The sequence below is a fragment of the Bacillus sp. IT-79MI2 genome (genome assembly GCF_949768135.1).
Classification (GTDB): domain Bacteria; phylum Bacillota; class Bacilli; order Bacillales; family Bacillaceae_G; genus Bacillus_A; species Bacillus_A pseudomycoides.
This window is the reverse complement of sequence record NZ_CATKPV010000084.1, coordinates 226984-241158: the sequence shown is the minus strand read 5'-3', so window position 1 is coordinate 241158 and position 14175 is coordinate 226984. Positions and strand designations below refer to the sequence as shown.

16 protein-coding genes are annotated in these 14175 nt (G+C 32.6%); 11 read left to right on the top strand and 5 right to left on the bottom strand.

What is annotated here, in order from left to right:
* The first annotated feature begins 171 nt into the window (after positions 1-171).
* Positions 172-402 carry a hypothetical protein gene (locus ACM6HU_RS22400; RefSeq protein WP_016115142.1) on the top strand — a complete coding sequence of 77 codons (231 nt, stop codon included), beginning with the start codon at positions 172-174 and terminating at the stop codon, positions 400-402.
* Between the two features lie 465 nt (positions 403-867).
* Positions 868-1341 (top strand): ankyrin repeat domain-containing protein, encoded by a 474-nt coding sequence (locus tag ACM6HU_RS22395; protein WP_016115141.1) that lies wholly within the window; start codon positions 868-870, stop codon positions 1339-1341.
* Between the two features lie 89 nt (positions 1342-1430).
* Here the strand turns inward: ACM6HU_RS22395 and ACM6HU_RS22390 are convergent, their stop codons facing one another.
* Complete coding sequence (locus ACM6HU_RS22390) at positions 1431-2357, bottom strand: aldo/keto reductase (protein WP_088094460.1); 927 nt, start codon at positions 2355-2357, stop codon at positions 1431-1433.
* A 288-nt stretch (positions 2358-2645) separates the two neighbouring features.
* Here ACM6HU_RS22390 and ACM6HU_RS22385 point away from each other — a divergent pair, with 288 nt between their 5' ends.
* The 8 genes from ACM6HU_RS22385 (at position 2646) to dltD (ending at position 10474) form a co-directional block, all read left to right on the top strand.
* Positions 2646-2999 (top strand): FtsB family cell division protein, encoded by a 354-nt coding sequence (locus tag ACM6HU_RS22385; protein WP_077294133.1) that lies wholly within the window; start codon positions 2646-2648, stop codon positions 2997-2999.
* Between the two features lie 181 nt (positions 3000-3180).
* On the top strand, positions 3181-3933 hold the full coding sequence (locus ACM6HU_RS22380; RefSeq protein ID WP_097835878.1) for a serine hydrolase: 753 nt from the start codon (positions 3181-3183) through the stop codon (positions 3931-3933).
* 129 nt (positions 3934-4062) lie between these two features.
* Entirely contained in the window at positions 4063-4389 is a 327-nt protein-coding gene (locus tag ACM6HU_RS22375; protein ID WP_016115137.1) for a DUF3870 domain-containing protein, read from the top strand.
* Positions 4390-4456: 67 nt separating this feature from the next.
* Entirely contained in the window at positions 4457-5506 is a 1050-nt protein-coding gene (locus ACM6HU_RS22370) for a dipeptide epimerase (RefSeq protein ID WP_275857737.1), read from the top strand.
* 79 nt (positions 5507-5585) lie between these two features.
* Positions 5586-6587, top strand: coding sequence for a C40 family peptidase (locus ACM6HU_RS22365; RefSeq protein WP_016115135.1), 1002 nt, complete (start codon positions 5586-5588; stop codon positions 6585-6587).
* A gap of 39 nt (positions 6588-6626) precedes the next feature.
* Entirely contained in the window at positions 6627-8249 is a 1623-nt protein-coding gene (locus ACM6HU_RS22360; RefSeq protein ID WP_016131483.1) for a peptide ABC transporter substrate-binding protein, read from the top strand.
* A gap of 150 nt (positions 8250-8399) precedes the next feature.
* Positions 8400-8927, top strand: a complete 528-nt coding sequence (locus ACM6HU_RS22355) for a GNAT family N-acetyltransferase (protein ID WP_016115133.1) — start codon at positions 8400-8402, stop codon at positions 8925-8927.
* Positions 8928-9292: 365 nt separating this feature from the next.
* The gene (gene dltD / locus ACM6HU_RS22350) at positions 9293-10474 is read left to right on the top strand and encodes a D-alanyl-lipoteichoic acid biosynthesis protein DltD (RefSeq protein WP_414848444.1); all 1182 of its coding nucleotides are present in this window, start codon (positions 9293-9295) and stop codon (positions 10472-10474) included.
* 256 nt (positions 10475-10730) lie between these two features.
* Here the strand turns inward: dltD and ACM6HU_RS22345 are convergent, their stop codons facing one another.
* The 3 genes from ACM6HU_RS22345 to ACM6HU_RS22335 all read right to left on the bottom strand — a co-directional run bounded on the left by ACM6HU_RS22345 (position 10731) and on the right by ACM6HU_RS22335 (position 12733).
* Complete coding sequence (locus ACM6HU_RS22345) at positions 10731-11336, bottom strand: DedA family protein (protein ID WP_414848443.1); 606 nt, start codon at positions 11334-11336, stop codon at positions 10731-10733.
* 165 nt (positions 11337-11501) lie between these two features.
* A complete protein-coding gene (locus ACM6HU_RS22340; protein WP_414848442.1) occupies positions 11502-12161 on the bottom strand; it encodes a PspA/IM30 family protein in 660 nt (219 codons plus the stop codon).
* A 2-nt stretch (positions 12162-12163) separates the two neighbouring features.
* Positions 12164-12733 carry a hypothetical protein gene (locus ACM6HU_RS22335; RefSeq protein ID WP_016115127.1) on the bottom strand — a complete coding sequence of 190 codons (570 nt, stop codon included), beginning with the start codon at positions 12731-12733 and terminating at the stop codon, positions 12164-12166.
* Positions 12734-13051: 318 nt separating this feature from the next.
* Here ACM6HU_RS22335 and ACM6HU_RS22330 point away from each other — a divergent pair, with 318 nt between their 5' ends.
* Positions 13052-13282 (top strand): hypothetical protein, encoded by a 231-nt coding sequence (locus ACM6HU_RS22330; protein WP_016115126.1) that lies wholly within the window; start codon positions 13052-13054, stop codon positions 13280-13282.
* Between the two features lie 127 nt (positions 13283-13409).
* Here ACM6HU_RS22330 and ACM6HU_RS22325 read toward each other — a convergent pair whose 3' ends face one another.
* Positions 13410-14174: a DUF1836 domain-containing protein gene (locus ACM6HU_RS22325; RefSeq protein WP_006095061.1), complete on the bottom strand. Its 765-nt coding sequence runs from the start codon at positions 14172-14174 to the stop codon at positions 13410-13412.
* Position 14175: the final 1 nt, after the last annotated feature.

Below are 14175 nucleotides of genomic sequence, written 5' to 3'. Positions count from 1 at the left end.
GATGTTAGAAAGGGAATGAAAGAAGCGAAAAGAGTATTTCTAACTAGAAGAATACCCTACATTCTAGTATAAGTATTATGTTATTTTGAAATAACAACAGATTTATTATATAATATTTTCGTATTAATAATGGGTAATTGTGATTTTTAAAATAAGGAGAATGTATATCCTATGAAAGATGTAGATTTTATACTAGAAAGTGACGAAACATTAAAGCCATCTGAACGATTAGTATTATTACTATTAGAAAAACATAGAATTCTATATACAAATGATCTGTTAGCACTATCTAATTTATCATATAAAACATTAACGGATTCATTAACTGAACTCGTAGTAAAATCATATGTATTAAAAGATACAGGGAAGGGTAGAAGGCAAAATTGCTATAGGTTAATTTGAAAGTTATTGTATCTATAAAAGAATATAAAAATCATTTTTCGAATGAAATATAAAAATCATTTTCGTATTTTATTTGAAAAATACAATTTGAATAGGTGCCTAATAATGATTGTTTTTATATTAAAACTAATTAATCATTTTTGTATTTTCAAAAAGATATTCGAAATAGAAAAATAAAAATAAAATGTAATAAAGTCACTGCGGTACGGAGATTTTTTATTTCTATATAAATGTGGTATTTTATTTTATAGAAAGATACAAAAATATATTTTTGATTAAATCCAAAACAGTCCATTATAAAAATGAATTATTTTTTTATTTGTAACAAAGTAAGTAATGAAAATTAGGTTAATATTTATAATATTATTATGTAAACTTAAGTGGATTAAAAAGGAATTTCACATGCTTAATAGAATTATTTCATAGTTAGAAAATGAAATGAGTTTATGTAAAAGGGGGATAACAATGAATCCAATTGTAGTAATTACAAATGCTGTAATGAATGGAGAACAGGAGAAGGTAGTAGAATTAATAAATAAAGATCAAAACCTTGTGCATTCTTATACTGAAGATGGCTGGACACTGCTTCATTTGGCTGCTTATTTTGGTCATAAAGAAATTGCAAATCTTCTTCTGAAAAATGGTGCCAATTTACATGTAAAAGCGAAGAATCAAAATGAAAATACACCGCTTCAAGCAGCAATTGCAAACAAGAAAATTGAACTCGCTACATTTTTAATTAAGCAAGGATCGGATGTTAATGCTGTACAAAGTGGTGGTTGGACAGGACTTCATGAAGCAGCTTTATTAGGCGATGAAAAAATTGTAACATTACTTATTCAAAATGGAGCAGATAAAAGTATTAAAAAAAATGATGGTAAAACAGCATATGATATCGCATTAGAGAAGGGACATCAGCATCTTCTATACCTTGTATAAGGGAAATCGAAATAAAAAATACATATAAAATATGAGAATAATAGAGTAACAAAAAAGATTGGCAGCAATTCAATGCTACCAATCTTTTTCTAGAAGTCTCGTATATATGCTAATTCTTCTTCTAATAGAAGTGGGCGTACAGAAGCAGCAGTATTTTCTGCTGCTTGATTAGCTGTTTTTGCCCCAGGAATAGCAACAGATACAGCAGGGTGTGAGAGTACATAACGGAGGGCCAATTGTCCCAAAGTTCGTTTAGGGTTTGAAAGGTATCTCAATTGCTCAACCTTTCGTAAATCATCTTGAAACCATGTTTCTTTTGGCCAATCTTGTCGTAAATCGCCCTCAGGAAATGTTGTTTGCTCTGTAAACTTTCCAGTTAATATCCCCATTTTTAATGGCCCACGAATAACAGCTCCTAAGTTTTGCTCTTGTAAGTAAGGTAAAATATCATTTTCAGGTGCCCGGTTAAGTATGCTGTAGTCAAGTTGTACAACATCAATTTCACCGTCTTTATTAAAGTTCTTAATATATTGTAAATCATGTGTAGAAACACCAACCGCTCTTACTTTTCCATCTCGCTTTAAAATTTCAAATGCGCGAAGGAACGCTTCGGTTTCTTCTTTTTTGTCCCACCAAATATGACAAAAGTAAACATCAATATAATCTGTTTGCAGGCGAAGTAAGCTGGTTTCGAATACTGCAATTACCTTTTCTACTGTATCGTAGACAGGTTCTCCATCAGGATCATAGTGATGACCAATTAAACCTCCCTTTGTGGAAAGGACGATATCATTTCGATGTTCTTTTATTGATTGGGCCACTAATTTTTCACTATGGCCTAACCCATATACATCAGCGGTATCAATAAAATTCACGCCGCATTCTATTGCCTTTTTCATTGCTGTGATAGAATGTTTGTCATTTACAGGACCCCATTCATCGCCACCAATTGCCCAAGCGCCAAATCCAATTTCCGAAACGGTTAAACCGGTTTTTCCTAATGTGCGATATTTCATTTGTTTACCTCCTTAATTAAAGCAATTCCTAATAAACTATTCAGTGAAAAAGCGAATGTGTTTGAGAGATACGTTTGTTAAGAGTGAATTAAAAACATAAAACACTATTTTAGAGCACAAAAAATAAATATTTAATCTGAAATATAGATATGCCGTCGAAAGCTATCTCTAATTGGTTAATTTATGAGATTTTTTTATGGAGGAGCTTATTTTACGAGAAGAGAATTTAGGTTAGTAAGAGAGTATACCTGTGGTAGTGAAATAAAATGGGTTAGGGGGATTTAAAAAATGAGGAAACTCAAGAAAGTAAATGTTCCTAATACACCACAACAAACACAGTCTAATGAATACCGAGTTATGAATAAGAGAAAATTGCGTCGGTTTATTTTAGCTTTTATTTTTATTTTTTCAGCAACTTTTTATGTTCAATATATCCTTACTAAGCAACAAGAAATGATTGTAGAAAAGCGAGATACGATTAAAAACCAGCAAAAGCAATTACTTTCTTTAGAAAAAGATTCGCGTTATTTAAAGAGTGAAGTTGAAAATTTGACAGATAATGAAGAAGAAATTTTAAAGTTTGCGAGGAAAAAGTATCAATTCTCTAAGCCGAATGAAACTATATTTGTACTACCTAAGTAGATATACAGTAATGAAAGGAAAACATCTGTAACAGTTAGCAAATAGCTAACTGTTTTTTTTTATATATTAAATATTTTTATTCGTTCTTTGTAGGCAGTAATACTTTCTTATTTTATAAAAAGATATGTCATAACTGAGAATCTTTAGAGATGATATAATTCTCAAAAAAGGAGAGGATAATATGAAAAAAGCAGACTTTATATATGAATTAGAGAAACGGATTGAAAGTATAAACGGAGATGTAAGTGTCATGATACAAGGGGGAATTATGTATCGGTACAATGAACAATTGGTGCATCCATCAGCTAGCCTTATTAAGTTACCTATTCTTTCGTGTGCTATAGAAAACATAAAGGATGGAACCTTAAATCCATATGAATTAATTCCTATTTCATCCCTCGAAAAGACTGGAGGAAGTGGCATTGTTGCTGCATTACATACACCAAATGTAACGATACAAGACCTCATTACATTGATGATTACAGTTTCTGATAACACTGCGACAAATTGGCTTATAAATAAGTTGAAAATAAATGATATTCAAAAACATATTGATTCACTGCAGCTAAATGGAACGAAACTACAACGATATATGATGCAAACATCTAAAGAAACGGGAAAAGATAATTTCACAACAGCTGAAGATATTGTAACTCTACTAAAGCATTATGAAAACGAAGAACAATTTTATAACCCACTTCAAATGCAGCAATTTACCCATAAATTATGTGGGAAGTTAGAGGGGATAGAAGGACTTTCCGTAGCAAACAAAACAGGAGAACTGCAAACTGTTACACATGATGTTGCACGATTGAACATAAATAACCACATGGTATATGTAGCTGTTTTAAGTTCAAATGTTGAATGTGTAAATCATACGAATTATATATTTTCAGAGATTGGACATTTAATTGTACAATATTTACTGAAATAAATATTGTTAAAATTCTGTAAATTGTATATAATATACAGTAAGCGAATACATTTCTTAATTAACGATGAGTCTACAGCTTATTCGCCTGTTAAGAAAACCGTTATCCTTGTATAAGAAAGGAAGATTTATGTGTACGCTTCTAATACGATTTATATCGTAGGGGACGCAAAAGCACCTCAAAACAATCCAATTACAGAAAAATTTAAAAGCTACTTTGTTGCATTTGTTGTTGAAAAAGATACAGGGAAAATTGTGGATACAGATTGTTCAGCAACAATTTCATTAACGAGCCAATTTGTAAAACATTTATTTCTACATAGAAATATGAATGATCCACAATTAGTAGAAGAAATTAACAATCGTTATTTCGGATCGTCTCAAAAAGCATTACTTGTAGCATTAAAAGATGCACAAAAAAAATATAATCAAATCGCTGCTTTGTCTACACATTCATAGACAAAATCCAGCCATAAGATTCATTCTTATGGCTGGATTTTTTTATTGGACAGAAAGGATGAATGAAATGAAAATCATGGATCTAACAGTAAAACGTCGCTATATCAAGCTTCATACACCATTTAAAACAGCTTTGCGCACTGTAACCGAAATTGAGAGTATTGATGTTTTTATTCACACAGATGAAGGGATTGTAGGAAAAGGGGCTGGGACTGCGACTCCGGTTATTACTGGGGATTTTGCAAGTGGAATGGAAGAAGCTATTTTAGGACCAATTCGCTCTGTGTTAGTCGGGAAAGAATTGCAGCAATTTCAAACGTTGTTGTTACAGGTTCAAATGAGCTGTATAGGAAATACGAGTGCGAAGGCAGCGGTTGATATGGCTTTATATGATGTATATTGTCAGTTTCATAATATTCCATTATATGCGTTATTAGGTGGAAAGAAAGAGATTCAAACAGACATTACAGTAAGTGTTGATGAACCTTTATTAATGGCGAAAGAAGCAAAAAGTCATGTGGAAAAAGGCTTTAACACATTAAAAGTTAAAGTTGGTAAATCAACAGAATTGGATTTAGAACGTATTGAAGCGATCAGAAATGTTGTGCCGGAGGATGTAACTTTGCGATTAGATGCAAATCAAGGATGGAGTCCAAAAGAAGCTGTATCGATTATTCGAGAAATGGAAAATAGAAATTTAAATATAGAATTTGTAGAACAGCCCGTTCATGCGAAAGATTGGGAAGGAATGAAATATGTAAAAGATCATGTGCAAACACCAATCATGGCTGATGAAAGTGTTTTCTCGGCGCAAGACGCTTTAAAGCTTGTTCAAGGACAGTACGCTGATTTATTAAATATTAAATTAATGAAATGTGGCGGGATACGGGAAGCATGGAAGATTGCCGATATTGCTGGCGCTGCCGGTGTAAAGTGCATGGTTGGTAGCATGATGGAATCATCGCTTTCTGTGGCGGCAATTGCACATGTAGCAGCCGCTCATCCAAATATTCACTACTTTGATCTTGATGCTCCTTTATGGTTAATGGAAGAGCCAAGCGGAATCACATATAACGGACTAAGGGTAAACCTGCATCACGCAGTGAATATAGAATAAAGTTTCAGCAGAAGAGTTGTTTTTGAGGTCACGTTTTGTTTGAGCAGGGAAAAATATGAATAAAAAGGAGGATGTGTTTATGAGGAAACGCATTACTGTGCTTTTTAGTTGTTTGTTAGTATTTTCATCTATTTCTGTTGTGAATGCTGAAGAGGTAAAAAGTAATCAAGCGTATGTAGATGTGGCAGCAGCAACATTATGGACTGGGCCAAATTTGCTTCGTCCAATTGATGAACCAAGTGCGATGAATCCTGTTAATCTATGGAAATGGACGAAATCGATGACGCTCGATGAAAAGCTTTGGTTAACAAGTACAAATAAATTAGAAACACAAGCTTTATTGGGGCAAGAAGTAACAATTATTGATCGGCAAGGTGAGTGGGCAAAAGTAGTTGTTCATGGTCAGCCAACGCCAAGAAATGAAGCGGGATATCCAGGATGGGTCCCGGTAAAACAGCTAACCTATAATCAAGAATTTGCAGAGAAAAAGGAACAACCATTTGTTCTTATTACAAAACCGACAGCTATTTTATATATTAATCCATCTGATAAATATAAATCTTTAGAGGTTAGTTATAACACACGCTTACCACTAATAAGTGAAGATAATATGTCGTTTCGTGTATTATTACCAAACGGACAAAAAGCATGGTTACGGAAAAATGATGGAACGGTTTATAAATCGCAAAATGACATTCCTGTTCCAACAGGCGACGATTTAGTGAATACTGGGAAGTTATTTTTAGGATTGCCGTATATATGGGCTGGAACAAGTGGTTTTGGCTTTGATTGTTCTGGTTTTACACATACAATTTACAAATCTCATGGTATTACAATCCCGCGTGATTCCGGTCCACAATCAAAAGCAGGTATTGCTGTTGAAAGAGAAAACTTGCAAAAAGGTGATTTGCTGTTTTTTGCTTACAATCAAGGAAAAGGAAGTGTTCACCACGTAGGAATGTATATTGGAGATGGGAAAATGATACATTCTCCAAATGCAGCGAAAACAGTTGAAATTATACCAGTAGATACACCTGGTTACATTGAAGAATATGCAGGTGCACGTCGCTATTTACCTTAAGATGAAAGATTAATAGGGATTTAAAAAGGGGGTTTTAAAGTGAAAAAGGTTATTCGCTTTTCATTGGTTAGTACGTTACTTCTTTCTTCGTTTTTAGCTGGTTGTGGAAAAGAAAAGACCACTACAAAACCAAAAGAAGAGAAGAAAGTATTGCAGTTAACAGAAACAGGAGAAATTCCATCATTAAATTCCTTAAAAGTAACAGACGCTGTTTCATTTAATGTATTAAATAATGTAATGGAAGGATTAGTTAGACTTTCAAAAAACGATGAGGTCATTCCTGGAATTGCTCAAAAGCATGAGATTAGTAAAGATGGGAAAACATATACATTTCATTTGCGTGATGCGAAATGGTCTAACGGTGATCCTGTAACAGCACATGATTTTGTATATGCTTGGAAGCAACTTGTTAATCCAGAAACGGGCTCTGAATATGCATATATCATGTATGATGTGAAAAATGCAGAAAAGATAAATAAGAAACAAATTGGATTGGATGAATTAGGAGTAAAAGCTCAAGATGATAAAACGTTTACTGTAGAGTTAGAACATCCTGTCCCTTATTTTACAAAATTACTTTGTTTACCATCCTTTTATCCAATTAATGAGAAGTATGCGAAAGAACAAGGAGATAAATATGGTTTAGAAGCAAATAAAACTCTATATAATGGACCATTTACATTATCAGAATGGAAGCATGAAGCAAGTTTTACAATGAAGAAAAACAATCAATATTGGGATAAAAAAGAAGTGAAATTAGATGAAGTAAATTACCAAATTGTTAAAGAAATTTCGACCGTAGTAAATCTATATCAAACAGATAAAGTTGATCGTGCTGTTATTTCAACAGAATTTGTTGATAAATATAAAAATGATAAAGAATTGAAACAATATACAGATTCGGTTATGTATTTCTTCCGATTTAATGAAAATGTACCAATTCTAAAAAACAAAAATGCCCGCCTCGCACTTAGCATGGCTTTTGATAAAAAGGGACTTGCGACTTCATTTTTAAACGATGGATCAGTACCTGCAAACTACTATGTTCCAAATGGCTTTTTAAAAGGGCCAGATAAAAAAGATTTCAGGGAAACAACGACAGAGTTTAATAAAACGAATGTGAACAAGGCAAAGGAATATTGGGAAAAGGCCAAGCAAGAAACAGGAACGAATGAAGTTACGTTAGAAATGTTAAACTATGATTTAGAAAACTTTAAAAAAGTAGGGGAATATATTAAAGAACAACTAGAGAAAAATTTACCAGGATTGACGATAAAAGTGAAACTACAACCACATTCTCAAAAACTAGCGTTAGAGAAAAAGAAAGAATATGAAATGTCATTATCACGTTGGTTACCGGATTATCCAGATCCAATGACTTACTTAGAGGTCTTTATTTCAGAAAGTGGTGTCAATAATACTGGCTATGCAAATGCAGAATATGATGCATTAATTAAAAAGACAAAAATGGAATTAGGAAATGACGAAAAGGCACGTTGGAAAGCGATGCAAGATGCAGAGAAAATGCTATTGGATGATGCGGTAATTGCACCGGTGTTCCAGCGCGGATTATCTTATTTACAAAAACCATATGTTAAAGATTTATATGTACATCAATTTGGACCCGCGACTAGTTTGAAATGGGCAGATGTGAAAAAATAAAATGAAGTATAAAAAAAACAGACTGTGCTTAGAGAACAGTCTGTTTTTGTATATAACAATGTTTCATTCTTGAAATTAATAAAAGAGAGAAAATTCATGCTATAATTTACCAGGATGAAAATTAAGATTTTATTGAAGGGGGAAAAGGATATGTCTATTAATGTGAATGTAAAATCAATGAATACGAAAAGACTCTATATGAGAAAACCTAGTTTAGAAGATGTGGATGCTTTCTATCAAATTGTAAAAAACAATGAGGTAGGTAAGTGGCTTGCTATATCTAGAGGGATGTCACGAGAAGAAACTGAACAATATATTGGAAAACTCATAGCGCATTGGAATGAACATAATTTTGGTGTATGGCTTATATTCAATCCTATCACGAGAGAAATGATGGGACACTGTGGTTTAAGGTATATTGATGGAACAGAAGATTTAGAAATCATGTATCTTCTCGATCCGAAGTTTTGGGGAAATGGATATGCTACAGAGGCAGCACATGCATCGATCCAATATGCTTTTCATGATTTGAAAGTCAAAAAATTAACTGCAAGAATTAGAATTGCCAATGAGAAGTCAAAAAATGTTTTAGAAAAGGCTGGATTTAAATACACACATGATGTGGATTTTGATGGACATCAATTATCATATTATGAGTATAAGAATTTGTTTCGATGAAAATTTGAATATTCATATAAACTATCCAGATAGTTTGTAAATATCGTATAGATTTGTATACAAGTTTAACTTGTCGAAAGATAAAATCATTACTGAATTTAGAGTGTGAAAGAAATAGAAAATCTTGTATAATTAAAATGTTTACTTGGAAACATTTCTTATAATGAATGCGTACATAAGTTGTGATAAGAGGAGGAAATACATGTAAATGATAGATGAATAGAATGGAGCATTTTTACGGAATAAAGGAGAAGAGAAAGAATGATGACGTGTTGTAAGCAAGGGTTAGAATTATTAGTAGACATGCAATATCGAGGTAATAAGAGAATGATTGTAAGTGGTTCTATAATAAGGTGGGTCAACAAATGAAGATGAAACATGCTTTTGGCCCAATCATTTTAGCATGTATAATCTTTATCGTTATATTGCTTATTCCATCTAAATATCTAGTTTCACTTATTAGTAATGAAAAGGTAGAAGATGCGGCGACTTCATTACAAAAAGAAAAATTACAAGGTGTTTTTTTACAACAAAAAATGTTAGAGAATTCGAAGTATTTACCGATGTACGGTTCATCTGAATTTTCCCGAATGGATGCATATCATCCGTCTAACTATTTTAAAGTAAAACCCGAAGGATTTACACCGTTTCTAATAGGAACTGGCGGAACGCAGAGTCTTGCTCATATTTTAAATGTGACTTCCACAATGGATCAATTAGAAGGAAAAAAAGTAGTATTTATTCTTTCACCACAATGGTTTACCAAGCAGGGGGTAAATGAAGGTAACTTTAGTAGTAACTTTTCTAAACAGCAAACATATCATTTTATTTTTAATGATCAAATAAAACCTGAAATGAAAAAGAAAATTGCGAAGCGGTTGCTAGATTTTAATGTTGTCCGTAACGATTATATATTAAAAACCTCATTAGAAGGTATTGTATATAATGATACAACTCATAAGATAAAAGCAGGAGCATTTAAGCCAGTTGCCTATATAAACCGAAACATTGCGGATCATAAAGATTTGGTGAAATCTATATTCAATATAAAGCCAAAAAAAGAACAAAGAAATATGGAATTACGTTCACTTTCTTGGGAAGAAGCAAGAAGGCATGCTGAACAAGTTGGGAAAGTGGAGTCTACATCAAATACATTCGGAATTGAAAATCCATATTACTACAAAAACAAATTTCAAAAGAAATTACATGGATTCAAGGGATATAAGGCAAACGAATCTTATGATGAATCGCCAGAATATGAAGATTTACAAATTGTTTTAGATATTTTTAAGCAAAAGAAAGTGAAGCCGCTTTTTATTTCTGTTCCTGTAAATGGACCTTGGTATGATTACGCAGGATTCCCAAAAGAACGCCGTGATGTTTATTATAAGAAAGTTCGGGAACAGGTTGAGAAAGAAGGATTTCCAGTTGTAGATTTTACTAGTCATGAATATGACAAATACTTTCTAAAAGATGCCATTCATTTAGGATGGAAAGGCTGGGTATATGTGGATGAAGCATTACAACAATTTCATGCAGGGAAATAAATTTTAAGATTAAACCAAAAACAGGAACGGCTTTTTAAGCTGCTCCTGTTTTTTAATACTTATTATCAATTGGGAAAAGAAAATATGAAGTTAAATGATTACTTTTGGATTCTTATTCAACATGATGTAAAGCATAAAGAAGAAATTGTTGATTTTTTAAAAAGTAACCAGATTCAATTATAAAAGTATAAAGATTCAAAAACACCATCAATTCAATTGATGGTGTTTTTTTAAGTCACTATCTTAAGTGATTCATTTAAACAAGTTTTCTTCGTTTCTTTAGCCATATTTTTAAAGTGAAATACAAAACAATTAGTATTACTCCGCCAATTGCAAACGATGTTACATATGGCCCAGCAACTTCATTGATATTGCCCCAATTTTCTCCTAGCTTTTCACCTAAATAGATAAAGATGATTGACCACGGGATAATCGCAAGCGCTGTAAGGGTAATAAATCGGATAGGTGACATTTTTGTAATGCCGGCAGGGATTGAAATGGCATGACGAACGACTGGAATGAAGCGTGCTGTGAAAATAACACCGGTTCCATAACGATTAAACCATGCTTCTGCAGAATCGATTTGTTTTTTATGAATGAAAATGTACTTGCCATAACGCTCTAGTACAGGTCTTCCTCCGTAACGCCCAATCCAATAAATAAAGATTTGTGCGATAACACCACCAATCATACCAAATACAATGGCGCCTATAAATGAGATGTTTCCTGAGAATACTAAATAACCTGCATAGGCGAGAACGATTTCGCTTGGGATAATCTCAATCATGAGTCCAAGCATAATGCCCCAATAACCAAGGCCTTCTAAAAATGATAATACGGAATGAATAAAACTACCTAACATGTTGCACCTTCTATATGAGATTTTTTTAGAGTAAGAGAAAAAATATTCCTTGCATTTTTAGTATACGGGAAATTATGAAAGAATAGGTGTGGAATTTTATTTTAAAAGATTAATTTCATAAATAATTATTCGCTCGTCCCAAAAAATGAAACGAGCGAATAGTCTTTACTTCCTTACTTTTAATTTTTCTAATTCTTTTTGTACTGCTTCTTTTAGTTCAATCTCTGTATCGTCTGTATAAGAAATAGGCTTTATTTGATTAAAGTAGTTACTTGCTGAGGCCTCAGCTTCTATTTTTTGAATATAACTTTCTACTCTTGCGAAGCCTTTCACTGCATTTTCTGTATGAAAAGATGCAAGAGCTTCATTGTTTTCTTTCATTGTACGTGCTACATGTAACCTGGAAGCAAGTACGAGTTCTTTATATTGTAATTCTTGGTATTCTTTTTGTAGTTTATCAATTTGCTCATATAGGATTGAAGTTTGTTGTTTTACTACATTGTACTGTTCATGATACATTTCTAGTTTTTTCTCATGTGCAATTTTTTCTTGAAGTGCTAATTGTGCCATATCATCTTCATTGCGAGACACCGCAAGCTCAGCCTGACGAAATCTTTTTGCAATAACAGCCTCTGTTTCTGTAATAAGAGATTCATATTTTTTTTCTAGAAATAGCTGCTGAGATAAAGCTTGTTGTGCTTTTACCACTTGTTGCTCCGTTTCTCGTATGTATTGTTTTAACATACTTACCGGGTTTTCTAGTTTATTTAAAGCTTCATGGACATCAGCGGTTACAATGTTTTTAATTCTTTTAAAAATACTCATTTTTATTTCTCCTCTTTACGAATTTGTTTTTCCCATTGATCAAGAATATCCGTTTTATTATTTGATATGACTATATAGCTGTCTACTGTATAGTCAGTTGTAGAATGGGGTGAGTTTTGTTTTCTTTTTTTATAAAGCCAAATTGGAAATACCACGACAACGAAAAGAGGGATCAGTGGTAATATACCAATGATAATAAGAAGGATACCAATCCATTTTCTTATTATTTGACCTTCTGTCTTTTTGAGGATAAACCATCCTAAAAGAATGAAGCTTAACTCAATTGTGAAAAGAATAAGGGAAATCCCATCAAATTTTTCTTTATGATGCTTTTCATAATGTTGAAAAGGCTTCTCGTTTTCCAAATTCTCTTGTTTGAGATGATGTCTTTCATCTTTAAGGTAAGAAGCTTGTCCCCTATATTCCTCAGCAAAGGCCTCACGTTTTGCATGATGCCATCTTTCCATCTGCAATCCGTGGGTTCCTAAAAATACTGCCAAAAGGGAGAAAGCAATAATACTTACCCATATAAGCCAACGAAATTTTGTACGCTTCTTTTTTTGTTTCTTCACATTCTCACCTCCTGCCATATATTTGTGTTTCTTTCATAACTGGAAAAATGAGATTCGCATAACGGTCATAACGTACAATTTTGAAATTTTATTTTAGCTTCACCATCTCCTTTGTGTTTGTATTACTTATAGTAAAGCGTAGAAATTAGAGCCGTGTGAAAGTTTGATGGAGATAGAATGAAAAGTATATTAGAAATTTCTCATCTTGTAAGTGAACCGTTTTTTTAGTAGATATTTAGTAGATAAAAGAAGAAAAAACTTCAGTTCATAGCCCTAGTATTACAAAGTTTTTTTAAAAAGAGAGAAGAAGAGCGAACAGTGGGAGATTTTCTTTGCTTAATTAATGAAGTAATATTAGATGAAATACAGTATTTTACTACTTTGAAAATTGTTGAAAGGGAAGAATTAGTACAATTATCTCTTCTTCCCTTTCAAAATTTAAAGTGGGAAGGAGAGATGAAAGAAGATTTTGTGACCTATAAAGAAAGATGCGTATTTGGAATTTTAACTGAGAATAAGAATCTTAATATTTTTATGAATAGAAACTAGTATTTTGATGATATTTTAAAGACTTCAAAGTATATTCAAGATGTAGTTTATTTATTGCGGAGAGAGTGTGTGTATTATTTGTAATACAAAAGTTCTAAAAAAGAGGAGCGCTTTGCGCTCCTCTTTTTTATGGCTTTACATCTAAATTTTGTAAAAATAATGTTGCAGAAACATAGCGTTTCGCTAACATTTGTACATATGCGGTATGTACAGAGAGCGTTGCGATAATAATCGCATTGCGAATGGCTTCTCGTTGCTCATTGTTGATTTGATCAAACTGACTTGCGATTTTATCTGCTTTTTCTTTTACAATATTTTCAATTGTACGAATGGTATCAGTCGCGTTTAATTGTAAACAACCACCTTGATTCAATTCCTCAAATAAAGAAGAATAAGCGACGTATAAATGAACAGGATTGATTAAATCATCACTTCGATCTGCTGGATCATTTACGATGAGTCTTAACAGCTTACGAATGGATTCAAAATCAAGTGCTGTTTTTAAATCTTCAACAATGAATAATAAAGCTGCTTGTTCGATAGAATATTTTTTTCCTTTTTGTGGTGAACCAATCATTTCTTTTATATCTCGTTTTACCCAGTTTTGCATAGCTGTTACAGAAAAACTGGTATTTTCAATTTGATTACCAAGCGCAACGATCTCATTTAAAGAAAAGCCAATATCTGTATCTTCAATTTTAATGAGCTTTTCAAAAATAGGCGAAAGAGCGGTTGTAATAAAAGCTGTAACACTTTGTCCACATTCAATATCTTTTTTATGTGACTTTGCCCAAGCTTCTTGTAAAATAACGAGAGGCTTTTTTGCATTCCATCCTCTAAGAGAAAGAAGGAGCATTGCCATTTCGTTTCGTGTGAGATGAAATGTTTCCATC

What these genes read in the sequence shown, in the direction of transcription:
- ACM6HU_RS22400 (WP_016115142.1), top strand. Translation starts at nt 172, where the DNA reads ATGAAAGATGTAGATTTTATACTAGAAAGTGACGAAACATTAAAGCCA.
- ACM6HU_RS22395 (WP_016115141.1), top strand. Translation starts at nt 868, where the DNA reads ATGAATCCAATTGTAGTAATTACAAATGCTGTAATGAATGGAGAACAG.
- ACM6HU_RS22390 (WP_088094460.1), bottom strand. Translation starts at nt 2,357, where the DNA reads ATGAAATATCGCACATTAGGAAAAACCGGTTTAACCGTTTCGGAAATT.
- ACM6HU_RS22385 (WP_077294133.1), top strand. Translation starts at nt 2,646, where the DNA reads ATGAGGAAACTCAAGAAAGTAAATGTTCCTAATACACCACAACAAACA.
- ACM6HU_RS22380 (WP_097835878.1), top strand. Translation starts at nt 3,181, where the DNA reads ATGAAAAAAGCAGACTTTATATATGAATTAGAGAAACGGATTGAAAGT.
- ACM6HU_RS22370 (WP_275857737.1), top strand. Translation starts at nt 4,457, where the DNA reads ATGAAAATCATGGATCTAACAGTAAAACGTCGCTATATCAAGCTTCAT.
- ACM6HU_RS22365 (WP_016115135.1), top strand. Translation starts at nt 5,586, where the DNA reads ATGAGGAAACGCATTACTGTGCTTTTTAGTTGTTTGTTAGTATTTTCA.
- ACM6HU_RS22355 (WP_016115133.1), top strand. Translation starts at nt 8,400, where the DNA reads ATGTCTATTAATGTGAATGTAAAATCAATGAATACGAAAAGACTCTAT.
- dltD (WP_414848444.1), top strand. Translation starts at nt 9,293, where the DNA reads ATGAAGATGAAACATGCTTTTGGCCCAATCATTTTAGCATGTATAATC.
- ACM6HU_RS22345 (WP_414848443.1), bottom strand. Translation starts at nt 11,336, where the DNA reads ATGTTAGGTAGTTTTATTCATTCCGTATTATCATTTTTAGAAGGCCTT.
- ACM6HU_RS22340 (WP_414848442.1), bottom strand. Translation starts at nt 12,161, where the DNA reads ATGAGTATTTTTAAAAGAATTAAAAACATTGTAACCGCTGATGTCCAT.
- ACM6HU_RS22325 (WP_006095061.1), bottom strand. Translation starts at nt 14,174, where the DNA reads ATGGAAACATTTCATCTCACACGAAACGAAATGGCAATGCTCCTTCTT.